Source organism: Enterococcus sp. DIV0236, assembly GCF_050558525.1.
Lineage (GTDB): Bacteria > Bacillota > Bacilli > Lactobacillales > Enterococcaceae > Enterococcus > Enterococcus faecalis.
Window position 1 is genome coordinate 1,306,838 of record NZ_CP187891.1, and the last position, 24,355, is coordinate 1,331,192.

Annotated in this window: 24 protein-coding genes; 21 read left to right on the forward strand and 3 right to left on the reverse strand. The window is 37.9% G+C overall.

Going from position 1 to position 24,355, the window contains the following annotated elements; translation table 11 throughout:
• The first annotated feature begins 18 nt into the window (after positions 1-18).
• From IGK27_RS06425 to queG, 14 genes are all read left to right on the forward strand, one after another.
• Positions 19-1,113 (forward strand): prephenate dehydrogenase, encoded by a 1,095-nt coding sequence (locus IGK27_RS06425; RefSeq protein ID WP_002357581.1) that lies wholly within the window; start codon positions 19-21, stop codon positions 1,111-1,113.
• Positions 1,114-1,119: 6 nt separating this feature from the next.
• Complete coding sequence (gene aroA / locus IGK27_RS06430; protein ID WP_002357580.1) at positions 1,120-2,406, forward strand: 3-phosphoshikimate 1-carboxyvinyltransferase; 1,287 nt, start codon at positions 1,120-1,122, stop codon at positions 2,404-2,406.
• Positions 2,407-2,425: 19 nt separating this feature from the next.
• The gene (locus IGK27_RS06435) at positions 2,426-2,932 is read left to right on the forward strand and encodes a shikimate kinase (RefSeq protein ID WP_002357579.1); all 507 of its coding nucleotides are present in this window, start codon (positions 2,426-2,428) and stop codon (positions 2,930-2,932) included.
• Positions 2,933-2,939: 7 nt separating this feature from the next.
• The gene (gene pheA / locus IGK27_RS06440) at positions 2,940-3,788 is read left to right on the forward strand and encodes a prephenate dehydratase (RefSeq protein WP_002377412.1); all 849 of its coding nucleotides are present in this window, start codon (positions 2,940-2,942) and stop codon (positions 3,786-3,788) included.
• Between the two features lie 143 nt (positions 3,789-3,931).
• The gene (locus IGK27_RS06445) at positions 3,932-5,104 is read left to right on the forward strand and encodes an LCP family protein (protein ID WP_002365661.1); all 1,173 of its coding nucleotides are present in this window, start codon (positions 3,932-3,934) and stop codon (positions 5,102-5,104) included.
• Between the two features lie 75 nt (positions 5,105-5,179).
• A complete protein-coding gene (locus IGK27_RS06450) occupies positions 5,180-6,028 on the forward strand; it encodes a DegV family protein (protein ID WP_002382324.1) in 849 nt (282 codons plus the stop codon).
• A 193-nt stretch (positions 6,029-6,221) separates the two neighbouring features.
• Positions 6,222-6,416, forward strand: a complete 195-nt coding sequence (locus IGK27_RS06455) for a hypothetical protein (RefSeq protein WP_002357574.1) — start codon at positions 6,222-6,224, stop codon at positions 6,414-6,416.
• Between the two features lie 11 nt (positions 6,417-6,427).
• On the forward strand, positions 6,428-6,904 hold the full coding sequence (locus IGK27_RS06460; protein WP_002357573.1) for a hypothetical protein: 477 nt from the start codon (positions 6,428-6,430) through the stop codon (positions 6,902-6,904).
• Positions 6,905-6,981: 77 nt separating this feature from the next.
• Positions 6,982-7,314 carry an ACP phosphodiesterase gene (locus IGK27_RS06465; RefSeq protein WP_002357572.1) on the forward strand — a complete coding sequence of 111 codons (333 nt, stop codon included), beginning with the start codon at positions 6,982-6,984 and terminating at the stop codon, positions 7,312-7,314.
• Positions 7,315-7,349: 35 nt separating this feature from the next.
• The gene (locus IGK27_RS06470) at positions 7,350-9,404 is read left to right on the forward strand and encodes a cation:proton antiporter (protein ID WP_002357571.1); all 2,055 of its coding nucleotides are present in this window, start codon (positions 7,350-7,352) and stop codon (positions 9,402-9,404) included.
• 110 nt (positions 9,405-9,514) lie between these two features.
• Positions 9,515-11,404: an ABC-F family ATP-binding cassette domain-containing protein gene (locus tag IGK27_RS06475; RefSeq protein ID WP_002392405.1), complete on the forward strand. Its 1,890-nt coding sequence runs from the start codon at positions 9,515-9,517 to the stop codon at positions 11,402-11,404.
• 17 nt (positions 11,405-11,421) lie between these two features.
• Positions 11,422-12,369 (forward strand): thymidylate synthase, encoded by a 948-nt coding sequence (locus IGK27_RS06480; RefSeq protein WP_002357569.1) that lies wholly within the window; start codon positions 11,422-11,424, stop codon positions 12,367-12,369.
• 17 nt (positions 12,370-12,386) lie between these two features.
• Positions 12,387-12,881 (forward strand): trimethoprim-sensitive dihydrofolate reductase, encoded by a 495-nt coding sequence (gene dfr, locus IGK27_RS06485; protein WP_033626263.1) that lies wholly within the window; start codon positions 12,387-12,389, stop codon positions 12,879-12,881.
• A 23-nt stretch (positions 12,882-12,904) separates the two neighbouring features.
• Positions 12,905-14,074 carry a tRNA epoxyqueuosine(34) reductase QueG gene (queG, locus tag IGK27_RS06490; RefSeq protein ID WP_033626262.1) on the forward strand — a complete coding sequence of 390 codons (1,170 nt, stop codon included), beginning with the start codon at positions 12,905-12,907 and terminating at the stop codon, positions 14,072-14,074.
• Positions 14,075-14,087: 13 nt separating this feature from the next.
• Here queG and lexA read toward each other — a convergent pair whose 3' ends face one another.
• The gene (gene lexA, locus IGK27_RS06495) at positions 14,088-14,708 is read right to left on the reverse strand and encodes a transcriptional repressor LexA (protein ID WP_002357566.1); all 621 of its coding nucleotides are present in this window, start codon (positions 14,706-14,708) and stop codon (positions 14,088-14,090) included.
• A 150-nt stretch (positions 14,709-14,858) separates the two neighbouring features.
• On the opposite strand from lexA, the gene IGK27_RS06500 reads away from it, so the two are divergent.
• Positions 14,859-15,101, forward strand: coding sequence for a DUF896 family protein (locus IGK27_RS06500; protein WP_002382327.1), 243 nt, complete (start codon positions 14,859-14,861; stop codon positions 15,099-15,101).
• A 71-nt stretch (positions 15,102-15,172) separates the two neighbouring features.
• Entirely contained in the window at positions 15,173-17,167 is a 1,995-nt protein-coding gene (gene tkt, locus IGK27_RS06505; RefSeq protein WP_002357564.1) for a transketolase, read from the forward strand.
• Positions 17,168-17,218: 51 nt separating this feature from the next.
• Here the strand turns inward: tkt and IGK27_RS06510 are convergent, their stop codons facing one another.
• A complete protein-coding gene (locus tag IGK27_RS06510; protein WP_033626261.1) occupies positions 17,219-18,409 on the reverse strand; it encodes an MFS transporter in 1,191 nt (396 codons plus the stop codon).
• 354 nt (positions 18,410-18,763) lie between these two features.
• On the opposite strand from IGK27_RS06510, the gene IGK27_RS06515 reads away from it, so the two are divergent.
• The 4 genes from IGK27_RS06515 (at position 18,764) to IGK27_RS06530 (ending at position 23,005) form a co-directional block, all read left to right on the forward strand.
• Complete coding sequence (locus IGK27_RS06515) at positions 18,764-19,624, forward strand: glucosaminidase domain-containing protein (protein ID WP_002357562.1); 861 nt, start codon at positions 18,764-18,766, stop codon at positions 19,622-19,624.
• A 228-nt stretch (positions 19,625-19,852) separates the two neighbouring features.
• A complete protein-coding gene (cysK, locus tag IGK27_RS06520; protein ID WP_033626260.1) occupies positions 19,853-20,785 on the forward strand; it encodes a cysteine synthase A in 933 nt (310 codons plus the stop codon).
• 138 nt (positions 20,786-20,923) lie between these two features.
• The gene (locus tag IGK27_RS06525; protein ID WP_002357560.1) at positions 20,924-21,367 is read left to right on the forward strand and encodes a Fur family transcriptional regulator; all 444 of its coding nucleotides are present in this window, start codon (positions 20,924-20,926) and stop codon (positions 21,365-21,367) included.
• 297 nt (positions 21,368-21,664) lie between these two features.
• Complete coding sequence (locus IGK27_RS06530; RefSeq protein ID WP_033626257.1) at positions 21,665-23,005, forward strand: NADH oxidase; 1,341 nt, start codon at positions 21,665-21,667, stop codon at positions 23,003-23,005.
• 50 nt (positions 23,006-23,055) lie between these two features.
• On the opposite strand, the gene IGK27_RS06535 is transcribed toward IGK27_RS06530, so the two are convergent.
• Positions 23,056-23,664 (reverse strand): NUDIX hydrolase N-terminal domain-containing protein, encoded by a 609-nt coding sequence (locus IGK27_RS06535; protein WP_002360295.1) that lies wholly within the window; start codon positions 23,662-23,664, stop codon positions 23,056-23,058.
• A 176-nt stretch (positions 23,665-23,840) separates the two neighbouring features.
• Between IGK27_RS06535 and IGK27_RS06540 the strand changes: the two genes are divergently transcribed.
• Positions 23,841-24,341, forward strand: coding sequence for a GNAT family N-acetyltransferase (locus tag IGK27_RS06540; RefSeq protein ID WP_002382331.1), 501 nt, complete (start codon positions 23,841-23,843; stop codon positions 24,339-24,341).
• The last annotated feature ends 14 nt before the right edge of the window (positions 24,342-24,355 follow it).

Below are 24,355 nucleotides of genomic sequence, written 5' to 3' on the forward strand. Positions count from 1 at the left end.
AGGTATATGGAGGGAAAAATGAAGAAACGTATTTTAATCGTAGGATTAGGGCTAATCGGGAGTTCACTGGCTTTGTGTATCAAAAAAGGGCATCCAAACAGTGAGATTATCGGTTTCGATAATCAAGCGGAGTCAACTGAATTTGCTAAGAAAACGGGTCTAATTGATGAGATAGCTGAATCTTTAACAAGTGGGGCAAGACGAGCAGAGATTATTTTTCTTTGTTCCCCAGTTAAAGCAACTTTAGTACAACTAGAAGAATTAAACCAATTATCACTAGAAACTGCTCTGATCACAGATGTGGGTAGTACCAAGGTGGAAATTAATCAGTTAGCAACAAAGCTTAACATGAAAAATTTTATTGGTGGTCATCCAATGGCTGGTTCACATAAATCCGGCGTAACAGCCGCTGATGAACGTTTGTTTGAAAATGCCTACTATATTTTTACCGATGACCATGGCGAAAAAAACAAACAGATTCAGGAGTTACAAACGTTACTAAAAGGAACGCATGCGAAGTTTATTACGATGCCTGCACAGGAACATGATGAAATTACTGGTGCTCTAAGTCACTTGCCACATATTGTTGCCGCAGCTTTAGTGAACGAAAGTCAGCAACTGAATACCACTTACCCTAGAGCACAGCAGCTAGCGGCTGGAGGATTTAGAGATATTACTCGAATTGCTTCCTCTGATGTAACGATGTGGACGGATATTTTATTAAGCAATCGCTTAGTATTATTGGACTTACTAGAAAATTGGCAAAAAGAGATGACTACTGTTTGCCAATGGTTAACAGAAAAAAATGCCCCAGCTATTCGTAATTTTTTTGATAAGGCCAAAGAAACACGTGCTCAGTTGCCCATTCATAAAGAAGGCGTAATCCCAGCTTTCTATGATCTGTTTGTTGATGTACCAGATCAACCAGGAATCATTGCTGAAATTACGCAAATTTTAGGCGAAGCGGACCTTTCTCTTACAAATATTAAAATTTTAGAAACGAGAGAAGAAATCTATGGGATTCTTCAATTGTCTTTTAAAAATCAACCAGACTGCCAAGCTGCAAAACAAATTTTATCTAAAGAAACGAACTATACGTGTTATGAAAAATAAGAGGTGATGAGGGTGCAACTACGTACAAATGTGAAACATTTACAAGGGACTCTGATGGTTCCTAGCGACAAATCGATTTCCCATAGAAGTATTATGTTTGGAGCAATTTCTTCTGGAAAAACGACGATTACAAATTTTCTAAGAGGCGAAGATTGTTTAAGTACCTTAGCGGCGTTTCGTTCTTTGGGTGTGAACATTGAAGATGACGGGACGACAATCACCGTTGAGGGGCAAGGATTTGCAGGTTTAAAAAAGGCGAAGAATACAATTGATGTTGGAAATTCAGGGACAACAATTCGCCTAATGCTGGGCATTTTAGCTGGCTGTCCCTTTGAAACGCGCCTAGCTGGTGATGCGTCTATTTCTAAACGACCGATGAATCGTGTGATGCTTCCTTTAAACCAAATGGGAGCGGAATGTCAAGGGGTTCAGCAAACGGAGTTTCCGCCAATTTCTATTCGCGGGACTCAAAATTTGCAACCGATTGACTACACAATGCCTGTTGCGAGTGCTCAAGTGAAATCGGCTATTTTATTCGCCGCTTTGCAAGCCGAGGGCACTTCTGTAGTGGTTGAGAAAGAAAAGACACGTGATCATACAGAAGAGATGATTCGACAATTTGGTGGGACACTTGAAGTAGACGGTAAAAAAATTATGTTAACTGGACCGCAACAATTAACAGGTCAAAATGTGGTAGTTCCTGGTGATATCTCTTCTGCAGCTTTCTTTTTAGTTGCGGGTTTAGTAGTCCCAGATAGCGAGATACTTCTGAAAAATGTTGGCTTAAATCAAACGCGGACAGGTATTTTAGATGTGATTAAAAACATGGGTGGTTCCGTCACTATTTTAAATGAAGATGAGGCCAATCACTCTGGCGATTTACTTGTAAAAACGAGTCAATTGACAGCTACAGAGATTGGTGGCGCTATTATCCCACGTTTAATTGATGAGTTACCGATTATTGCTTTGTTAGCTACTCAGGCTACTGGCACGACAATCATTCGAGATGCAGAAGAATTGAAAGTCAAAGAAACCAATCGGATTGATGCAGTAGCGAAAGAATTAACAATTTTAGGCGCCGACATCACGCCTACTGATGATGGCTTAATTATACATGGGCCAACTTCTTTACATGGTGGAAGAGTTACCAGTTATGGGGATCATCGTATCGGGATGATGTTACAAATTGCTGCATTACTTGTAAAAGAAGGCACTGTTGAATTAGATAAGGCTGAAGCAGTTTCAGTTTCTTATCCAGCATTTTTTGACGACTTAGAACGTTTAAGTTGTTAACGAAGGAGGATAACGAACCATGGAAAGCATTGTTTTAATTGGTTTCATGGGTGCGGGTAAAACAACTATTGGTCAAAGTTTGGCCAATAAACTGAAGATGCCTCATCTTGATTTAGATACAGCGTTAATTGAAAAAATAGGACGCTCAATTCCTGACTATTTCGAAAAATATGGTGAAGCAGCTTTCCGAGAACAGGAAACCCAACTTTTAAAGGAGCTGTCAAAAAATACAGCCGTCCTTTCAACTGGGGGCGGGATTGTTGTCGGACCAGAAAATCGTAGCTTATTAAAATCTTTTCAGCAAGTGATTTATTTACATGCGACACCAGAAGAGCTGTTAAAAAGAATCACAGAAGATACTGAAAACCAACGGCCCTTAGCTATAGAACGTTCTTCAAAAGAAATCATTACTTTGTTTGAGTCTCGTAAAAATTTTTATGAAGAATGTGCGAAGATGACAATTGATACGACCAATCGCTCGCCAGAAGAAATTATCAATGAAATTCTGCAACAATTAAAGGAGTAGAGAAACGATGAAAGTTGGTTATTTAGGTCCGATTGGTTCCTTTACGTACAGTGCAACGTTGGCTGCTTTTCCTGATGCTACATTGATACCGTACGCATCGATTCCAGCTTGCTTGAAAGCAATTGAACAGCAAGAAGTGGCATGTAGCATTATTCCAATAGAAAACACGATTGAAGGAACCGTTAATGCATCGATAGATTATTTGTATCATCAAGCGCAGTTACCTGTCCAAGCAGAGTTGGTTTTACCGATTCAACAACAATTAATGGTGGCAAAAGAGAATCAAGCGATCTGGCAACAAAGTCAGAAAATTTTATCACATCCGCAAGCATTAGCTCAATCGCAGATGTTTCTAGAGAAAAACTTTCCAGAAGCGATTTTAGAAGCAACGCCTTCAACAGCTTACGCCGCCAAATACATTGCAGAACATCCAGAATTACCTTTTGCAGCTATTGCACCAAAACTTTCTGCGGAAATGTATGATTTGACCATTGTTGAAAAAAATATACAAGATTTATCGGTAAATCAAACCCGATTTTGGGTTCTTGGTTCTGAAAATTTAGCGATTTCTTTCCCGCTATCTGAGAAAAAAATAACGCTGGCGATTACGATGCCAAGTAATGTTCCTGGCTCTTTACACAAAGCATTAAGCGTGTTTAGTTGGCGAGGGATTAATCTTAGCAAAATAGAATCGCGTCCGTTGAAAACAAAGCTCGGAGAGTACTTCTTTTTAATGGACTTAGTGAAAGATCAACCAGAAAAACTAATTGAAGCAGCTTTAACAGAACTGGAACTGATTGGCGCAGAAATAAAAATTTTAGGGGATTACCCGATCTATGTTTTGTCCACACTTTAAAGAGTTAAAAATGAAAATGAAGCTTACTTATTAGATAAAGTGAGTTTCATTTTTTATTAAATTACATATTTGTAATAGGAATTTCCTGTGAAATGAGGTATCCTAAGAAAGGTGATAAAACACAGAGGTAAAGGAGTGACACGATGAGTCGTGTAGATCGTTATAAACATATTCATGAAAAATCGAGACCAGCAGAGCATAAAAAGACCTTTAATCCCCGAAAATCAATGGGTGAACATAGAGAAGAAGAACCAGAAGAACTAGCTGAAAGCCTTCAAGAGCCAGTTTACGAAGACAGCTATACTGAGGACAGTCGCAGAAGTGAAAGGCGACATCAAACAGATTCAGGTGGTGGCAACGGTTCTGACCAACCACCCCGCGGAAAAAAAGACAAGAAACCAAAAAAGAAACGTAAAAAATCAAAAACAAAACGCTTTTTCAAATGGCTAGTGATCCTATTGATTCTGTTATTTGCCTATAGTACAGTCATGTTTTTAAAAGGAAAATCTGCAGCAGAACATGATGACTCGTTGCCTCAAGAAAAAGTAGAAACATTTAATGGTGTCAAAAGTAGCAATGGGGCTAAGAATATTTTAATTCTTGGCAGCGATACACGTGGGGAAGATGCTGGACGAGCCGACACAATAATGGTTCTCCAACTAAATGGACCATCAAAAAAACCGAAATTAATTTCATTTATGCGTGATACATTCGTGGACATTCCTGGTGTCGGGCCGAATAAAATTAATGCCGCATACGCTTATGGCGGTGCTGAATTGGTTCGTGAAACGTTAAAACAAAACTTTAATTTAGATACGAAATATTATGCTAAGGTAGATTTCCAATCATTTGAAAAAATTGTTGACTCTATGTTTCCAAAAGGTGTCAAAATCGATGCAGAAAAATCACTGAATTTAGATGGCGTTGATATTGAAAAAGGGCAACAGGTCATGGATGGACATGTCTTACTTCAATACGCTCGCTTTAGGATGGATGAAGAAGGCGACTTTGGTCGGGTTCGTCGCCAGCAACAAGTTATGTCAGCTGTAATGAGCCAAATGAAAAACCCAATGACTTTATTAAGAACCCCAGAATCACTTGGGAAATTAGTCGGCTATATGTCGACAGATGTGCCTGTTAGTTTCATGTTAACGAATGGACCATCATTGTTGATTAAAGGAAAAGCAGGGGTTGAGTCATTATCGGTTCCGGTACCAGATTCTTGGAATTTTGGTGAATCCTCTTATGCAGGCAGTATTTTAGAAGTAGATGAACAAAAAAATGCTGACGCCATCGAAAAATTCCTGAACGAATAAGGAAAGCATTTTAAAATATCCTTTTTTATGCTATATTAGAAACAACGTGGAAAATTAGTGAAACGAGGTTACAAAATGAAAATTGCTATTGTGACAGATAGTACAGCTTATTTACCCGAGCGCATTAAAGATCATCCGAATCTTTTTGTAATTCCCATCCCAGTCATTTTAGATGGAAAAATATACAACGAAGGCATTGACATTGAAGCAGATGAATATTATGCATTGCTAAATAATAGTAAAGAATTTCCGACGACTTCACAACCTGCTTTAGGAGAAGTGTTAGAGCTTTACAAATCAATCGCTGAACAAGGGTACGACACCATCATCAGCATTCATCTTTCTTCAGGAATCTCTGGTTTTGTTCATACATTGCACGGACTTACTGATGAAATCCCAGGCGTTGCTTTGTATCCATATGACTCAAAAATTACAAGTATGCCAATGGGACACATGGTAGAAGCTGCTTTAGATTTAACAGAAGAAAAAGCCAGCTTAGAAGAAATTTTTGCCAAATTAGATTTAATTCGTGACAATACGTATGCATATCTAATTGTAGAAGATCTGAACAACTTAGTTCGTGGCGGTCGCTTAACGAATGGCGCAGCCTTGATTGCTGGACTATTGAAGATTAAACCTATCTTGACTTTTGAAGATGGAAAGATTGTATTATTTGAAAAAATCCGTTCAACAAAGAAAGCTTTTGCTCGTGCAGAAAAGATTATTGGTGAACGAAACGCAGGGATTGAAGCACCAGTTAAACTGTACGTGATTCATGCCAATAACCGCATCGTTGCTGAAAAAGAACAAGCAAAATTACAAAAGCTATACCCAAATGCAGAAATTGAAATCGGTCATTTTGGTCCAGTTATTGGAACCCATCTAGGGGAAAAAGCAATTGGTTTAGCGATTTCAGCTCAATAATAAAAGATGAGACAAAAGTAAACTACTTCTGTCTCATCTTTTATTCTATTATTTTGTCGTTTGCTGCTGTTACTCAGCCGAATACTTTTTGTTTATAAGAAAATGTAAAATTACTCCTTTTTATTAGAAAATATCTTGCAAATTAAGCAATTCCTTACAAAGTAATGTATACTAAGGAAGAGGAGGCGGTTAAATGAAAAGAAATATAGCCTTGTTGCAAAGCGAAAAAATGAAAAAAGTTCAAGCTTTAGCAAACTACTACCAAGAATCAATTGACTTACCGCCTGGAAAAAACCGTGAGGCGGTTATCAAAAAGATTAACGAATCAAAAAAAGAAATTAAAGAAATAAATGATATATTAACAGATATTCAAAAGAAAAAGAAATAAAGGAGTCGTTTGTGATTATCGATGGATTTACGTTATTGCTATTTTTATTTGTCGTCGTTATGTATGGTTACTTTTACTTCGTACGTAAAAGTATTGTAATTCCGGCTGCAAAACATCCTACAACAAAATATTTAGTTGCTTTTTTTAGTTTAATGATTCTGGCCAATGCATTTTCGGCAGGAGATAAAATTGAAATGATTCGAAGTGTGTTATATATTTTGATTATCTTCAGTTTTCTTTACGATGCAAGAGGTTTTGCGGAGGACTGTATTATTACGCATCCTTTTGACAATCGGGGCACGGCCTTTAAAGATATCGAAAAGATTGTCCTTGTTCAAAAGTCGAACGGTATTCGTTTAGGGTATTTAAAAAAAGGCAGAAGAGGGGTGGTTTTACGCTTTTCTGCGCCACTAGAAGAAATGGTTCTTTTTCTTTCAACACGGATGAATGAAGAGGCAGAAATTGATATTATTGTTAATGAAGATTAACCATGTTCAGCTCCTAGAAATCAGCTTTTCCCGCGTTAAGTTTTGTCTGAATTTCTTTTAAAAAAAAGAAAGCAATTTTGCTTGTACTTTTGGTAAAATTTGTTATAATTAGTCAGATTAAATTTTGGAAGGAAGTTGTTTCGGTGAGTGAAGAATTTGAAAAGTGTGTCGCTGACTTGAAAAAGAAATATCAAGCAATCCCTGAAGAAAAACGACAACACTTTGCAGAACGTATGCAAAAGAAAAATTTCTTACGCTACAAAAAAATTGAATTAATTAAAGGAGAACTTCTTCGTTTAGAAGCACGACGCGCTCAATTGGAACTTTGCGAACGCAGTTCTGAGTTAGAAGAAGTTGAAAAGAAAATTATTCTTAAAAAGAAAAAATTACTTAAATGTTTTGATCGGTAAGTCAATAAAAATTTAATATAGAAGGGAATGATAGGATGGAATTTACCTTTCTAATCATTGTTTTTGCACTGTCTATTACCTTCTCAAACATATTCAACCGGATTGTTCCCGTCATTCCGCTGCCAATTGTGCAAATTATTGTAGGCGTTCTAATTGGTTTAACTAAAATGGGGCAGGAAATTGAATTTGAGCCTGAAGTGTTTTTAGTAATGATTATTGCACCGCTTTTATTTAGAGAAGGGGAGCTAATCAATCTGAAAGCAATGATGAAAAATTTCGGGATGATTCTTTTCTTGGCCTTTTTTGGTGTGTTAATTACCTTAGTCGGAGTCGGCTGGACCCTGCATATGATTTTGCCTACTTTACCATTAGCCGCTTGCTTCGCTTTTGGAGCGGCTCTAGGGCCAACGGATGCGGTGGCGGTAGGTTCGTTATCAGGTCGAATTGACATTCCTGAACGTTCGATGAACATTTTATCTGGTGAAGGACTCATTAATGATGCATCAGGCGTTACAGCCTTTCAATTTGCATTAGCGGCTTTATTAACGGGGTCATTTTCGCCGGTGGAAGCGGCAGGGACCTTGGTTATTTCCAGTATTGGTGGAGCGGTAGTCGGAATCGTGTTAGTTCTATTAAAACAGCAAATTGTTCATTTACTTGAAACTGCGGTGGCAAAAGATGTTACAGGCTACTTGTTGATTGAATTACTCTTGCCATTTATTGCTTATTTAATTTCAGAGTTGATTGGCGTTTCTGGAATTATTGCCGCTGTGATTGCTGGAATTATGCAAGCGTCTAGTTTGAAAAAAGTTTCGCTTTTTGAAGCAGAGCTGTCAAATGTTGGCGAAAGTATTTGGAGTATGATTGAGTTCACTTTAAATGCCTTAGTTTTCTTATTCTTAGGAATTGAACTTTCTCAAGTGTTTTCGCCAATTTGGATTGACCAACAATATTCAAACTGGTTCCTACTAATGGTTGTTTTAATTATTAGTGGTGTCGTCTTTTTAATTCGTTTCTTAGCCATTTTCAGTGTTTACACGCTACAACATGGTTTTAAAAAAGTTAAAACTGCAATGAATGAAATGTTGATTTTAACATTTGGCGGTGTTAAGGGGACGGTAAGTTTAGCCACCATCTTTATTTTGCCAACAGCGATTAACGGCGAGCATTTTAAAGAACGACCGTTATTGCTATTCATTACGGCTTGTGTTATTTTGGTGACTCTGATTGGCGGGATTCTAGTTTTACCATTTTTAACTGATTCAGAGACGGAAGTGGAAAATGAAGAGTCAGTCGAAATTGATTTATTACGTGATGTCATTGATGTCTTAAAACAGCAAAATGAAGAGAATCCTCGTGGTGAAATGAATGCGGTCATTGAAAATTATCAAGATCGTTTAAAAGAATTGTATACCGAGCAGCTAAGTGCAGAACGAAAACAAGAAGTGCAAGAGTTGCGGACGTTAATTGTGTCCATTGAACGAGACGGCTTAGAAGAAAGTCTGAAACAAGGAGAAATTAGTGTCAGAAGTTATCGTATGTATCAACGCTTGATTACACGGATGCAACGGTCGATTGCCAAACAATTATTATCGATTGTAGGCTTTTGGTTATTATTTGCTCGACAAATCATTTCGATTCTTTTACATCCTAAGCTATTTTTCAATCGTGGTGAAGCTTCTGAAGAAGAAAAAGAATTACGAAATGAAGAACTAGAAAATATTCGCCAAGTTTTTCTAAGAAATTCTCAAGTTATTCTGAAGAGTTTAGATAATTTGCGCGGTGTCTATGATGATGATTTAATTGATTTCTTCATTGACGGACGCTTGGATTTAGCCCATAAGTTTGAAAAAGGCGAATTTATTGATTCGTATATTGTTCATACGGAGACAGACTATGTCAAAGACCTATTATTAGGCTTCCAAGAAGAACGACGGATGATTGATCATTACGAACAATCTGAACGCATTTCAATTATCGAAGCGAACGAGTTACGAAAAAATGTCAATTTATTAGAGAGTTATTCGATTAGCGGCGAAGTGAATAACGTTCCGCTGAAACGATTTGTTAAAAATTTTAATAAAGAATAAGTAATAGTGTATGAGATGAAACCAAGACGATTTTTATCTCATGCACTTTTTTTATAATCCAATTTTTGATACAATAAGCAAGACCAAAATAGAAGGAGTTGGTAGTGTCGGTGAAAGAATTAAAAGTAACAGATTTAACCAAAACATATGGGGAAAAAACACTATTTGATCATCTTTCTTTTTTGATTCATGAAAAAGATCGCATTGGTTTAATTGGGATTAACGGCACAGGGAAAACCAGTTTATTAAATATTATTGCTGGCGTAGATAGCGGTGATGGTGATCTTGCTGCGATTCAGCAGCCAAGTGATTATCAAATTGGGTACCTTTCCCAGAATCAAACATTTGACGAGAATATTACGATTGCAGAAGCCGTGTTTCAGGGAGACAGCCCGATCATAAAAACAGTCAAAAATTATGAATTAGCGTTAGCTGCTTTAAGTGAGAATGGTTTAGACGAAGGGGTTCAAAGACGTTACACGCAAGCAGAAGAAGCCATGAATAAACAAGATGCTTGGACAGCAGATACCAATGCAAAAATTATTTTACAAAAATTAGGTATTCCCACATTGGAAAAGAAAATAGGTGAGCTTTCTGGTGGGCAGTTAAAACGAGTAAGCTTGGCGCAAGTCTTAATTGAAGCGCCTGATTTACTGTTATTGGATGAACCAACGAACCATCTGGATTATGAAACGATTGAATGGTTGGAAAACTTTTTAAATAACTATCGTGGCGCGGTTTTAATGGTGACCCATGACCGCTACTTTTTAGATCGAGTAACCAATCGGATTTTCGAACTTTCTTTTGGAAAACTGTATGAATACAAAGGAAACTATGAAACGTATGTGATGGAAAAAGCCGAACGTGAACGTGTCGCTGTAGAACAAGAAGAAAAAAGAAAACGCCTCTTCAAACAAGAACTTGCGTGGATGCGAGCAGGCGTTCAAGCACGAGGAACGAAACAGCAAGCAAGAATTGATCGGTTTCAGGATTTAAAAGAAAACTTGCATCAGGTACAAACCAATGGCACCTTAGAAGCAGACTTTGCCACGCAGCGTTTAGGGAAAAAAGTTCTGGAAATCAAGGAAGGAAATTATGCCATTGATCATAAACAGCTTTTGAAAGACTTTAATTTACTCATTCAAGCAAACGATCGAATTGGCATTACTGGTAAAAATGGTGCAGGAAAATCCACATTATTAAATATTTTAGCTGGACGCATTCCTTTAGAGAGTGGCCTATATAGTATCGGTGAAACCGTCCGAATTGGCTATTATACCCAGCAAAACGAAGAAATGGACCCTAATCAACGGATGATTGCTTATTTGCAAGAAGCAGCAGAAGAAGTGAAACGCAGTGATGGAAGCAGCGTTGGGGTCGCTGAAATGTTAGAGCGCTTTTTATTTCCTCGTTTTATGCATGGCACACTGATTGGCAAACTGTCTGGTGGAGAAAAACGCCGGTTATATCTCTTAAAATTATTAATTAGTCAGCCTAACGTGTTATTATTGGATGAGCCAACCAACGATTTGGACATTGATACGTTGACCATTTTAGAAGATTATATCCAAACGTTTAAAGGAGCGGTAATTGCGGTTTCTCATGACCGTTATTTCTTGGATAAAACAATGGATAAATTGTTAGTTTTTCAAGGAAATGCTCAGATCCTATCATTTTATGGCACAATGAGTGAATATTTGGCGAACCAAAAAGAACAAGAAAAGGTCAAAGAAAAACCGCTCAATAAACCAGTAAAAGAAGCATCGACAGAAAAGAAAGAAAAAACAAAGCTGACTTATATGGAACAAAAAGAGTGGGCAACAATTGAAGAAGATATCACACAATTAGAAACGAAATTAGAAACATTAACTGAAGAAATGAATCATCAGGGTGATGATTTTGTTCGTTTACAAGAATTGCAAGAAGCAGTAACAGCAACGGAACAATTGTTAGAAGAAAAAATGAATCGTTGGGAATACTTGAGTGAATACGCGGATTAAGAGACGGAGGGAATAAGATGGAAGAAGCATACTTAGCGCTAGGAAAAAAGATTTTAGAAGAAGGTCATTTTAAAGAAGACCGTACAGGAACTGGGACGTATAGTTTATTTGGCTATCAAATGCGTTTTGATTTGGCCAAAGGATTTCCCTTACTAACAACCAAACGAGTACCGTTTGGCTTGATTAAAAGTGAGTTATTGTGGTTTTTAAAAGGCGACACGAATATTCGCTATTTGTTAGAGCGAAATAATCATATTTGGGATGAATGGGCGTTCGAACGTTACGTAAAAAGCGCAGATTATCAAGGACCAGACATGACGGATTTTGGGCATCGTGTCTTACAAGATCCAGCATTTGCAGAACAATACAAAGAAGAACATCAAAAATTCTGTGACGCCATTTTAAATGATGCAGAGTTTGCAGAAAAATATGGTGAATTAGGGAATATTTATGGTGCACAATGGCGTCACTGGGAAACCAAAGATGGTAGCTTTATTGATCAATTAGCTAATGTGATTGAAATGATTAAAACCAATCCTGATTCTCGCCGTTTAATTGTTTCCGCTTGGAATCCAGAAGATGTGCCTTCAATGGCGTTGCCGCCTTGTCACACTATGTTTCAATTCTATGTAAATGAAGGAAAATTAAGCTGCCAACTTTATCAGCGCAGTGCCGATGTCTTTTTAGGTGTTCCTTTTAACATTGCAAGCTATGCTTTATTGACACATCTGATTGCACATGAAACAGGTTTAGAAGTGGGGGAGTTTGTACACACGCTAGGAGATGCCCACTTATATCAAAATCATGTGGAGCAAATGCAAGAACAATTATCACGAGAAGTTCGTTCTTTCCCAACGCTCGTTTTGAATCCAGACAAGGCTTCTGTTTTTGATTTTGATATGGAAGATATTAAAGTAGAAGGCTATGACCCACATCCAACGATTAAAGCGCCGATTGCCGTATAAAAAAGGAGAGAGAAGCTATGTTAGCAGCCATTTGGGCCCAAGATGAACAAGGAGTGATTGGTAAAGAAGGCAAATTGCCTTGGCATTTACCCAACGACTTGAAATTTTTCAAGGAAAAAACAATTCATAATACATTGGTCTTAGGACGTGCAACTTTCGAAGGCATGGGATGTCGTCCGTTACCAAATCGAACAACGATTGTTCTTACCAGTAATCCGGATTACCAAGCTGAAGGCGTTTTGGTTATGCATTCCGTAGAGGAGATTCTTGTGTATGCTGACAACTATGAAGGCGTGACCGTTATTGGTGGAGGTTCTGTCGTTTTTAAAGAACTGATTCCCGCATGTGATGTCTTATATCGGACGATGATTCATGAAACATTTGAAGGCGACACCTTCTTTCCAGAAATCGACTGGTCTGTTTGGGAAAAAGTTGCCACTGTTCCCGGCGTCGTGGACGAGAAAAATCTCTATGCACATGACTATGAAACGTATCATCGAAACGATAAATAATAAAATGAAGGGAGGCATGAGCAATGCCGACATTGAAAGAAAAAATTATTCAAGAGAGTCAACGTTTAGGCATCGATAAAATCGGCTTTACTCATGCTGAACCATTTATTGAATTAGAAGATTCTCTGCATGAACAACGAGAGCGAGGATATAACTCGGGATTTGAACATCAAAATGTGGAAGAACGAATTTACCCAGAAAAAACGTTTAAGCATCCTAAAAGTATTATCTCCATTGCTTTAGCTTATCCCACCAAAGCTCAGGAAAAAATGCCTAGAGATGAAAAGCGTGGACAATTTGCGCGAGCCTCTTGGGGAATTGATTATCATCACATTTTGCAGGATCGGTTGCAAAAATTAATTGCTTTTATTGAAGAGCAAGCTGCCACTGAAGCAGAAAAAGAACACTGGCGCTTTCGGCCGCAAGTAGATACTGGCGAATATGTTGACACCGCTGTTGCTCAGCGGGCGGGTTTAGGATTCATTGGTAAAAATGGTCTACTGATTACCGAAGAATTTGGTTCCTTTGTATATTTAGGTGAGGTGACCACCAACATTCAATTTGAACCAGATGAACCTGTTCCAAATGGTTGCGGTGATTGTACTCGTTGTATCACAGGGTGTCCTACAGGGGCTTTGTTAGGGGACGGTCGAATGAATGCTCAAAAATGTTTGTCTTATCAAACGCAAACAAAAGGCATGATGCCTGAAGAGTATCGAAAAAAAATGCGTAACGTCATTTATGGTTGCGACATTTGTCAGCTGGTTTGCCCTTATAATAAAGGAAAAGATTTTCATTTTCATGAAGAGATGGAACCAAAGATTGAAGAAGTTTATCCCAAATTAGCACCGTTATTAACTATTTCCAATAAAGAGTTTAAACAGCAATTCGGACACTTAGCAGGCTCTTGGCGTGGTAAAAAACCATTGCAACGGAATGCTTTAATTGCGTTAGCGAATTTGGGCGGCCGTGAAGCTATCCCACAAATTATTCTCTGTTTAAATGATCAGCGTCCTGTCATTCGCGGAACAGCTGCTTGGTCGTTAGGTCAACTCGCAAAAAGAGAACCCGAGCAAAGTTTAGAAGCTTTAAATTATCTACTTTCTGTAGAAACTGAAGAAGAGGTTATCGAGGAAGCTCAAAAGGCTATTTACTTGTTAACAAGCAAAAAAGGAAGCCGCTCAACGGAGTGACTTCCTTTTTTTATTAAATATGATTGCGATATAAACCAACAACTTTACCTAAAATTGTAACGTTATCTAAAAGAATAGGCGCTAATGCATCATTTTCAGGCTGCAAGCGGATATGATCTACTTCTCGGAAGAATCGTTTACAGGTTGCTTCATCTTCATCGGTCATTGCGATTACGATGTCGCCATTATTGGCATTCGATTGCTTACGAACAATCACTTGGTCGCCATCTAGAATACCTGCGTTAATCATACTTTCTCCTCGAATCGTCAACATAAATAAAGCATTTTCTTCTGTACGTAAATCAGGAGGTAACGGGAAGAAATCTGATGCTTCTTCCACCGCTAAAATTGGTTCACCAGCAGTTACGACACCTAACATCGGAATAGTTGTCGGCTGAATTCCGATCTTTTCCAAGCCTTCTGGTGTTAATTCGATTGCTCGCGGTTTTGTTGGGTCACGTAAGATTAGACCCTTTTTTTCAAGACGAGCTAAATGTCCGTGAACGGTAGAAGTTGAGGATAAATCAACAGCCTTCCCAATTTCGCGAACGGTTGGCGGATAGCCCTTTAATTCGACTTGTTCGTATATATATTTAAGTACTTCTAATTGTCTTGTTTCTGTACGTTTCGCCAAAACCCGCACCTTCTTTCAATTGATAAAATTAGTGTACCATAAAATGCGAACGAAATCAAACAAGCGTTCGTGTTTTATAAATATCAGAATATAGTTGTTTTTTTAAGGCAGTTCTTATAATATAGACAGTGAGAGTAAGGAGGGATTTTGATGTTATCGAAAGAAAAAATTGCCCGTATAAATGAATTAGCGAATAAAGCAAAAGTGGAAGAACTTAGTGCGAAAGAAAAAGTCGAACAACAAGAATTACGTAAAGAGTATTTAGAAGCATTTCGTGGAGGGATGCGTCACCATATCGAAGGAATGAAGGTCGTGGATCAAGAAGGGACCGATGTGACTCCTGAAAAACTAAAAAAAATTCAGCGTGAAAAAGGACTTCACAACAGAAAGTAATTGCTTTCATTGTCGAAATAAGCTACACTATGAATAAAGGTAAAAAAAACCTAAATTAGGAGATGATTTTTTTGTTTGACAAGACAGATCAATTGGGCGTTAATACAATCCGGACATTAAGTATTGAAGCCGTACAAAAAGCGAACTCAGGACATCCTGGTTTACCAATGGGTGCTGCCCCAATGGCGTATGCACTTTGGACAAAACATTTAAAGGTGAACCCAACAACTTCTAGAAACTGGGTTGATCGTGATCGTTTTGTACTTTCAGCAGGCCACGGCTCTGCAATGTTGTACAGCTTATTACATCTATCAGGATACAACGTAACAATTGACGATTTGAAAAATTTCCGTCAATGGGATAGTAAAACACCAGGGCATCCAGAAGTGCACCACACAGATGGTGTTGAAGCAACAACAGGACCTCTAGGACAAGGGATTGCTATGGCTGTTGGTATGGCAATGGCTGAAGCGCATTTAGCTGCAACTTATAATCGTGATAGTTTCCCTATTATGGATCATTATACGTACGCAATTTGTGGTGATGGCGATTTAATGGAAGGTGTTTCTCAAGAAGCAAGTTCAATGGCTGGTCATATGAAATTAGGTAAATTAATTGTCTTGTACGATTCAAATGACATCTCATTAGATGGACCAACTTCTAAAGCCTTTACTGAAAATGTTGGAGCTCGTTATGAAGCATACGGATGGCAACATATTTTAGTTAAAGATGGCAATGATTTAGATGAAATAGAGGCTGCGATTGAAGCGGCTAAAGCTGAAACGGATAAACCAACATTGATTGAAGTTAAAACAGTCATCGGTTACGGAGCACCAAAAGAAGGAACATCTTCCGTTCACGGCGCGCCAATTGGTGAAGAGGGCATTACAGCGGCTAAAGCTGTTTATGGTTGGGAATACCCTGACTTTACTGTGCCAGAGGAAGTCGCTGCTCGTTTTAAAGAAACGATGATTGACGAAGGCCAAAAAGCTGAAGAGGCTTGGAATGAGATGTTTAAGAACTATGAACATGCGCATCCAGAATTAGCCAAACAATTTAAAGAAGCTTTTGCCAATCAATTACCTGAAGGTTGGGAACAAGAATTACCTAAATATGAACTAGGAACAAGTGCCGCAAGTCGTGTAACAAGTAAAGAAACGATTCAAGCTATTTCAAAAGTTGTTCCAAGTTTCTGGGGCGGTTCAGCTGATTTATCAGCCTCAAATAATACAATGGTTGCTGCAGAAAAAGATTTCGAACCTGGTCAATACGAAGGCCGTAATATTTGGTTTGGTGTTCGCGAATTTGCAATGGCTGCAGCAATGAACGGGATTCAATTACACGGTGGTAGCCATGTTTATGGCGGGACATTCTTCGTCTTTACTGACTACTTACGTCCAGCAATCCGTTTAGCCGCTTTACAAAAAGTTCCTGTAACTTACGTCTTAACGCATGACTCTGTTGCGGTGGGTGAAGATGGGCCAACACACGAACCAATTGAGCAATTAGCAAGTGTTCGTTGCATTCCAAATGTTCATGTGATTCGTCCAGCAGACGGCAATGAAACTGTTGCTGCTTGGAAAATTGCTATGACTTCTACGGAAACACCAACTATTTTAGTTCTAAGTCGTCAAAACTTACCTGTTTTAGAAGGAACGTTAGAACACGCTTCTGATTCTGTTCAAAAAGGTGCTTATGTATTGTCACCACAAAAAGGTGAACAACCATCAGGGATTTTAATTGCGACTGGTTCTGAAGTAAATCTAGCAGTGGAAGCACAAGCTAAATTAGCGGAAGAAGGCATCGATGTATCTGTCGTGTCAATGCCAAGTTTTGATTTATTTGAAAAACAATCTGCTGAATATAAAGAAAGTGTGTTACCTAAAGCTGTGACAAAACGTGTGGCGATTGAAGCTGCAGCAAGCTTTGGTTGGGAACGCTATGTAGGAACAGAAGGCAAAACAATCACAATTGATCACTTCGGCGCTTCTGCACCTGGCGGTCTAGTTCTTGAAAAATTCGGCTTTACTCCTGAAAATGTGGTTAATACCTATAAATCACTATAAATAAACGATAAAAAACCTGAATGCTTGTGATAGCATTCAGGTTTTTTTGCTTCATTTCTTTTTGGGAGCAAAGAGCATAAAGTGAAAAAATAATGCGAACAATTGGAACCCAATACCAGTTAAAGTAACACCAGACCAACCATAGTTTTGCCACATTAATGTACCAATCAATGAACCCAGTGAACCGCCGATGAAATAGAAAAACATAAAGACGGTATTGTTACGATTGCTGGCTTCTTCTCCCAAATTTTGGACGCGTGTTTGATTGGCTACTTGCCCAAATTGAGTACCGATATCTAAAACAATAATTGCTAAGATTAGTAAGACCACATGTGTTCCACCTAGAAAAAGTAAGATAAAACTACCGAACTGCATCAACAGGCCAATCAAAACAATCTTCCGTTCTGGATAATAATCGGATAGACGACCAATGATAGGTGCTACAAAAGCCCCTGATAACCCAAAAATTGCTAAAATACCGACTTCTTTCGGTCCCCAATAATAAGCTGGACTACTAACAAAGAAAATTAATGTAGACCAAAAGATTGAAAAGGTTGCAAACATAAAAAAGCCATTGACAGTTGCTTCTCTTAACAAAGGTTGCGCTTTGATTAGCTTAGGAAGACTTTTCAAAGAACCTAAATAAGTTAATCGATTTGAAGTTTGAGTATGTATCACTGTTTTGGGCAATTTTAATTGAAGTAGAACGACCAATGCTAACACGAATATTACGGCGATTAGGTAGACTGTTCGCCAAGAAGCTGCACTAGCAATGAAACCCGAGATCGTTCGAGACAATAAAATTCCTGTCAATAGTCCGCCCAGCATTCGACCTGTTACTTTACCACGGTTCGCTGGTCCCGCCATGACCGCAGCATAAGGAATAATAATTTGGGCGACAATAGAGAGCAGCCCGATAAAAAAAGAAGAGAGTGCAAAAAGGAGAAAACTTGGTGCAAAAAACGCAGCACTTAGAGACAGCGAGGAGAGCGCGGCTACTCGAATGATTAATTTGCGACGATCAACGACATCGCCTAATGGAACAAGAAAAAGTAAGCCTAGCGCATAGCCTAATTGGGTCAGCATAGTAACAAAACCAATAGAACCAATACTGACTTGAAAGGCCTGAGCAATTTGGGTGCCAATTGGTTGAATATAATACATATTGGCGACCACGATCCCGCAAGTTAACGCTAATAAAAACGTCACTTGATTTGTTAAACCCGATTGTTGTTTCTTCATCTAACCACCTACATTTCTATGTAATTCATTTTGTAATACAACAACTACTCGGCAATAGTTGTTTTGATTACAAAAACAGACTTCTCTTATAAAGTTTGTTCAAAAAGTGACAAGTCCATTAAAAAGTTTATCACAATAAATAAAGAAAAGTAAGAGGATAAATAACAAAAATCTCATCAAAATGAAAAGAAGAAGTGGTTGTTTTCACAAGTGTGAAGAGGGTTAATTAAATACAAACAAGATTTCAATTACATTACAGAAATTTTAAAACTCAAAATTTAATACGTTTATTTCTTGTTTCAATAGGAAATTAACGGTAAAATAGAAAAGTGAGACAGTGAGGAGGAAAAATGAATGAGCGAACAGTTAACAAGAAGTAGTAAACATATTCAAAAAGCTCTTAAAAAGCAAAAAGCTTATAAACGTGCTACCGCCGTTGCGGGGACTTCAATGATTTTAGCACCTGTGGTTGGTGCTGCGGTACCTGCCCAAGCAGAATCAAGCCAGCAAGCATTTATTAATGAAATCGGAAATTCAGCAGCAGCCGTTGCCAATAGCAATGATATGTATGCTTCCGTCATGATTGCTCAAGCGTTGCTAGAAAGTAGTTATGGTAGTTCTGGGTTAGCATCTGCACCGAATTATAACTTGTTTGGTGTAAAAGGAAGTTATAATGGACAATCTGTTTATATGCCAACAAAAGAATATTTAGACGGACAATGGGTGACCGTCACAGCAGCATTTAGAAGTTATAATTCTTATGCGGAATCGTTCCAAGATCATGCCAATGTTATTCGTTCCACTGCTTTTGGGGATACATACCATTATTCAGGCGTTTGGAAGAGTAATACTAGCAGTTATCGCGATGCAACAGCCGCTTTAGCTGGAAGTTATGCAACTGATCCAGGCTATGCCGAAAAATTGAATTGGTTAATTGAAGCATATAATTTAACTCAATATGATTGGGGAGCACCAGTCGCTCAAACCACTAGTTATTCAGATACAACGGGAACCGTTGATACAACAATCGATACAGCGGCTTCTGCAACAGCAACAGCAGAAACTGTAGCTAGTCAAAGTTACACTGTCGCAAACGGCGACACATTGTGGGACATTGCTGCACGTTTTGGAACGACAGTTGATAATTTAATGTCACTAAATGGATTAACATTGGATTCTGTTTTATCGGTGGGTCAAACCATCCAAATCGGTTAATTTTACAATTATTTAGTTGAAGAAGGACCTTACAAAAGCGACAGTTTTTGTAAGGTCTTTTATCGTGAAAATAGGTAGGGCTAGCAGCAATTATTGGATGAGCATAATCCGTTTTTTTATTTAATTTTTCACAAACTAAAATTCGTTTTTCTGGTAGAAATCGTTTTTTTGAGCTATGCTTAGAGAAAGAATTATTATATTGTTTGTAAAATTGGAGGATGTAGGATTATGACTAAAGGTTATGTAAAATCAGTAACAGAGTTAATTGGTCAAAGCCCAGTTGTGAAATTAAAACGGATGGTACCAGAAGGAGCTGCAGATGTTTTTGTTAAACTAGAGTTCTTTAATCCTGGTGGCAGTGTGAAAGATCGAATTGCTTTAAGCATGATCCAACAAGCCGAAGCAGATGGTCGCCTAAAACCTGGACAAACAATTATTGAGCCGACTAGTGGTAATACAGGCATTGGGTTAGCAATGGTAGGTGCTGCGTTGGGATATCCAGTTAAGATTGTGATGCCAGATACTATGAGTATTGAACGCCGCAAATTAATGCAAGCATATGGGGCTGATTTATTATTAACCCCTGGTGCCGAAGGAATGAAAGGGGCAATTGCAAAAGCTACAGCATTAGCAGAAGAACACGGGTACTTCATGCCTTTGCAATTTAATAATCCAGCTAATCCAATGGTACATGAAAAAAAAACAGGAAAAGAAATTGTTGATGTCTTTGGTAAACGTGGCTTAGATGCGTTTGTTTCTGGTGTTGGCACTGGAGGAACCGTTACAGGAGTTGGCCATGAATTGAAACGGATTTTTCCAGATATTGAAATTGTTGCAGTAGAACCAACGGAGTCGCCTGTTTTAGAAGGTGGCGAACCAGGTCCACATAAAATCCAAGGAATAGGCGCTGGTTTTGTCCCAGAAGTTTTAGACACCACCGTTTATCAAAAAGTTGCCGCTGTTTCTAGTGAAGACGCATTAGAAACTGCTCGTTTAATGGGGCCAAAAGAAGGCATCCTTGTGGGGATCTCAGCAGGGGCAGCAATTAAAGCGGCCATTGATTTGGCAGTTGAATTAGGCGCAGGCAAACGTGTCTTAGCGCTGGTTCCGGATAACGGCGAACGTTATCTTTCGACAGCTCTTTACGAATTTCCAGAATAAAAAACACGCCAAAAAACGAGCATTTCTCTTAGTTTAGTAAAATGCTCGTTTTTTCCACGAGAATCCTACAATAATTCTTGTCAATCGTAATAAGAAATAGTATTATTTAAGAAAGATAGACAGGGGAGGGATACAAAGATGGACAACGTATTGGTTAAAAATGCACTTGCTGAATTAAAAGAAGCCAATATCCGAATTACTCCGCAACGTTATGCTATCTTGGAATATTTAATCGAAAATCATACACACCCAACAGCTGATGAAATTTATCGCGCACTAGAAGATCATTTTCCAAATATGAGTGTAGCAACGGTTTACAACAATCTACGTTTATTTACTGAAATCGGTTTCGTTCAAGAAATGAGTTATGGCGATGCATCTAGTCGTTTTGATTTTAGTTCGAAGAAACATTATCACGTGATTTGTCAAAAATGTGGTAAAATCGTTGATTTTCATTATCCAGGGTTAGAGGACGTTGAAATGGCCGCTAGTAAATTAACAGGCTTCGAAATTAATGAACATCGTTTAGAATTATATGGATTATGTCCAGATTGCCAACAAGCACAACAGGAGAATGTGTAAAAAATTACATACTGTTAAAAATTTATCAAAAGATAAGTCACTTGTCTAGGCAAATTTCACAAGCGTAAGAGTTTTCACTCTTATGCTTGTTTTTTTGTGTGGTTATTGACTTTTAAATTCTTAAAAACAAAAAATTAACTAGCTATTATTAAGAATTAGCAACAGTTTGTGAATTTTTTTATATGCGATTCACAAGCATAGAACTCGAATAAGCTTGATTCCTCTGATATATTTTAAACAGACAGAGGGAGACGTCACCTCTGCAAAACAAAGATTGTGAAAGAAGGGATTTACAACATGAAAGTCGTAGTCGTAGGATGTACCCATGCTGGAACTTCAGCAGTTAAAAGTATTTTAGCAAATCACCCGGAGGCGGAAGTCACTGTATATGAAAGAAATGACAATATTTCCTTCCTATCTTGCGGAATTGCCTTGTACGTTGGAGGCGTAGTTAAAAATGCTGCTGATTTATTTTATTCAAATCCAGAAGAACTGGCTTCTTTAGGAGCAACAGTGAAGATGGAACACAATGTTGAAGAAATCAACGTGGACGACAAAACTGTTACAGCGAAAAACTTACAAACGGGCGCAACTGAGACCGTTTCTTATGATAAATTAGTGATGACAACTGGTTCTTGGCCAATTATTCCACCAATTCCAGGAATTGATGCTGAAAATATTTTATTATGTAAGAACTATTCACAAGCCAACGTGATCATCGAAAAAGCGAAAGATGCCAAACGTGTCGTTGTCGTTGGTGGCGGTTATATTGGTATTGAATTAGTAGAAGCTTTTGTAGAATCAGGTAAACAAGTTACTTTAGTTGACGGGTTAGACCGCATTTTAAATAAATATTTAGATAAGCCATTCACAGATGTTCTAGAAAAAGAATTAGTTGATCGTGGCGTTAATTTAGCTTTAGGTGAAAATGTCCAACAATTCGTAGCAGATGAGCAAGGAAAAGTAGCAAAAGTCATTACACCAAGTCAAGAATTCGAAGCAGATATGGTGATTATGTGTGTTGGTTTCCGTCCAAATACAGAATTATTAAAAGATAAAGTTGACATGTTACCAAATGGTGCAATTGAAGTCAATGAGTATATGCAAACAAGCAATCCTGATATTTTTGCTGCGGGTGATAGTGCAGTTGTTCACTACAACCCAAGTCAAACAAAAAATTATATCCCATTAGCAACGAATGCTGTTCGTCAAGGTATGCTAGTAGGTCGTAATTTGACTGAACAAAAATTTGCTTATCGTGGCACACAGGGAACTTCTGGCTTATATTTATTCGGTTGGAAAATTGGTTCAACAGGTGTGACAAAAGAAAGTGCCAAATTAAACGGACTAGATGTCGAAGCAACTGTTTTCGAAGATAACTATCGTCCAGAGTTTATGCCAACAACTGAAAAAGTTCTGATGGAATTAGTCTATGAAAAAGGAACACAACGCATTGTTGGTGGTCAATTGATGTCTAAATATGATATCACACAATCTGCCAATACTTTATCATTAGCGGTCCAAAATAAAATGACTGTCGAAGATTTAGCGATTTCTGATTTCTTCTTCCAACCACATTTTGATCGCCCTTGGAACTACTTAAACTTATTAGCCCAAGCCGCTTTAGAAAATATGTAATTAATAATGATAGAAAAAGGATGAAGAACAGAAGTTCTTCATCCTTTTTGTTAGTCACTAAGCGCTCCAGTTGTTTGGTTCATTAATGCCATTAATTGCTCTTTCGTTGTTCGTTTGATAGAAAGAGGGGGGAGATTATCTAAAGAAAAATAAGCACAATTCGAGGTTTCAATGTTTTTTTCAAAGGGATGATTTTCTAAAATCTCACAAGAAAAGATCATTTTATAGTACTGAAATAGTTGAGGAATGTCTTTTCGTTTATCTGTATCATAAACAGCAAGCAATTCTTTTGCCGTAACAACTAAGCCAGTTTCTTCCAATACTTCTTTTTCAATATTTTCTTTAGGGGAGCAGCCAATTTCGGCATAGCCACCAGGTAATGACCATTCTTTGGTCCGTAAATCTTCAACTAATAAAAAACGATTCTCTTTTTTTATCAAACCGCGAACATCTACTTTCGGTGTTGGATAACCTTCCTCTTTAGTTAAGATTTTTTCTAAGTCGGGCAAGACAGTTGCTTCGTGTCCGGTTGCGCTAATAAGTTGTAACGTAAGTTCCCGTAGTTCTTGGTAACGTTCTTGATCAAAAGCATCTTTCCCGTAAAAAAGACCTGCATCTGCCAATGCTAGCAACCGCTTATAGGTGTTCAGATAATCCATATACGCACGCTCCTCATAGACTTAATACGTTTAGTTTAACAGAAAAAAATAAAGGAGGGGCAGATTTAGCGAGAAAAGGCGTCGTTTTAAGGAAATAATAAAGAATAAATGACTAACTTACATTTTTAAACTACCTATGCTATTATTTAATAAAAAAGATTGGGTATACAATAATTTTGTTATGTAAACAAAAAGGAGGTTGTAAATTGAAAGAATTTACAATTATAAGGGAAAAAAATGCAGATAAAAAGACTCAGGCAGCACAAGAAGTATTGTTTAATCTTCCAGAATGGTTTGGCCTTGAAAAAGAGACCCGCAAGTATATCGATATAGCTAGCACTTTACCTATGTGGGTGGCAAAGGATGTAGAGAATAAAATACTCGGTTTTATAACACTTTCAGAAACAAGTAAAGATACAGTAGAAATCCATTGTATGGCAGTTAAAAAGCGGTATCATCGCAAAGGTATCGGCAAGTTATTGATAGAAAGCGTGGAAACGTATTCTAAAAATAACTATTTTTTTATTCAAGTCAAAACAGTTGACGAAGGAAATTATTCCGTGTACGATCATACTATTCGTTTTTACGAATCATTGGGTTTTAAGCGCCTTGAGGTTTTTCCGACATTATGGGACGCTTGGAATCCTTGTTTAATTTTAATTAAACAGTTGATTTAATCTACAAAGGAGTT

Bases quoted from the DNA above. Each gene is read 5' to 3' on its own strand.
- IGK27_RS06480 (WP_002357569.1), top strand. From the start codon at position 11,422: ATGGAAGAAGCATACTTAGCGCTAGGAAAAAAGATTTTAGAAGAAGGT.
- IGK27_RS06435 (WP_002357579.1), top strand. From the start codon at position 2,426: ATGGAAAGCATTGTTTTAATTGGTTTCATGGGTGCGGGTAAAACAACT.
- IGK27_RS06445 (WP_002365661.1), top strand. From the start codon at position 3,932: ATGAGTCGTGTAGATCGTTATAAACATATTCATGAAAAATCGAGACCA.
- IGK27_RS06470 (WP_002357571.1), top strand. From the start codon at position 7,350: ATGGAATTTACCTTTCTAATCATTGTTTTTGCACTGTCTATTACCTTC.
- aroA (WP_002357580.1), top strand. From the start codon at position 1,120: ATGAGGGTGCAACTACGTACAAATGTGAAACATTTACAAGGGACTCTG.
- dfr (WP_033626263.1), top strand. From the start codon at position 12,387: ATGTTAGCAGCCATTTGGGCCCAAGATGAACAAGGAGTGATTGGTAAA.
- IGK27_RS06535 (WP_002360295.1), bottom strand. From the start codon at position 23,664: ATGGATTATCTGAACACCTATAAGCGGTTGCTAGCATTGGCAGATGCA.
- queG (WP_033626262.1), top strand. From the start codon at position 12,905: ATGCCGACATTGAAAGAAAAAATTATTCAAGAGAGTCAACGTTTAGGC.
- IGK27_RS06515 (WP_002357562.1), top strand. From the start codon at position 18,764: ATGAGCGAACAGTTAACAAGAAGTAGTAAACATATTCAAAAAGCTCTT.
- IGK27_RS06525 (WP_002357560.1), top strand. From the start codon at position 20,924: ATGGACAACGTATTGGTTAAAAATGCACTTGCTGAATTAAAAGAAGCC.
- IGK27_RS06425 (WP_002357581.1), top strand. From the start codon at position 19: ATGAAGAAACGTATTTTAATCGTAGGATTAGGGCTAATCGGGAGTTCA.
- IGK27_RS06455 (WP_002357574.1), top strand. From the start codon at position 6,222: ATGAAAAGAAATATAGCCTTGTTGCAAAGCGAAAAAATGAAAAAAGTT.
- IGK27_RS06500 (WP_002382327.1), top strand. From the start codon at position 14,859: ATGTTATCGAAAGAAAAAATTGCCCGTATAAATGAATTAGCGAATAAA.
- IGK27_RS06530 (WP_033626257.1), top strand. From the start codon at position 21,665: ATGAAAGTCGTAGTCGTAGGATGTACCCATGCTGGAACTTCAGCAGTT.
- cysK (WP_033626260.1), top strand. From the start codon at position 19,853: ATGACTAAAGGTTATGTAAAATCAGTAACAGAGTTAATTGGTCAAAGC.
- IGK27_RS06510 (WP_033626261.1), bottom strand. From the start codon at position 18,409: ATGAAGAAACAACAATCGGGTTTAACAAATCAAGTGACGTTTTTATTA.
- IGK27_RS06450 (WP_002382324.1), top strand. From the start codon at position 5,180: ATGAAAATTGCTATTGTGACAGATAGTACAGCTTATTTACCCGAGCGC.
- pheA (WP_002377412.1), top strand. From the start codon at position 2,940: ATGAAAGTTGGTTATTTAGGTCCGATTGGTTCCTTTACGTACAGTGCA.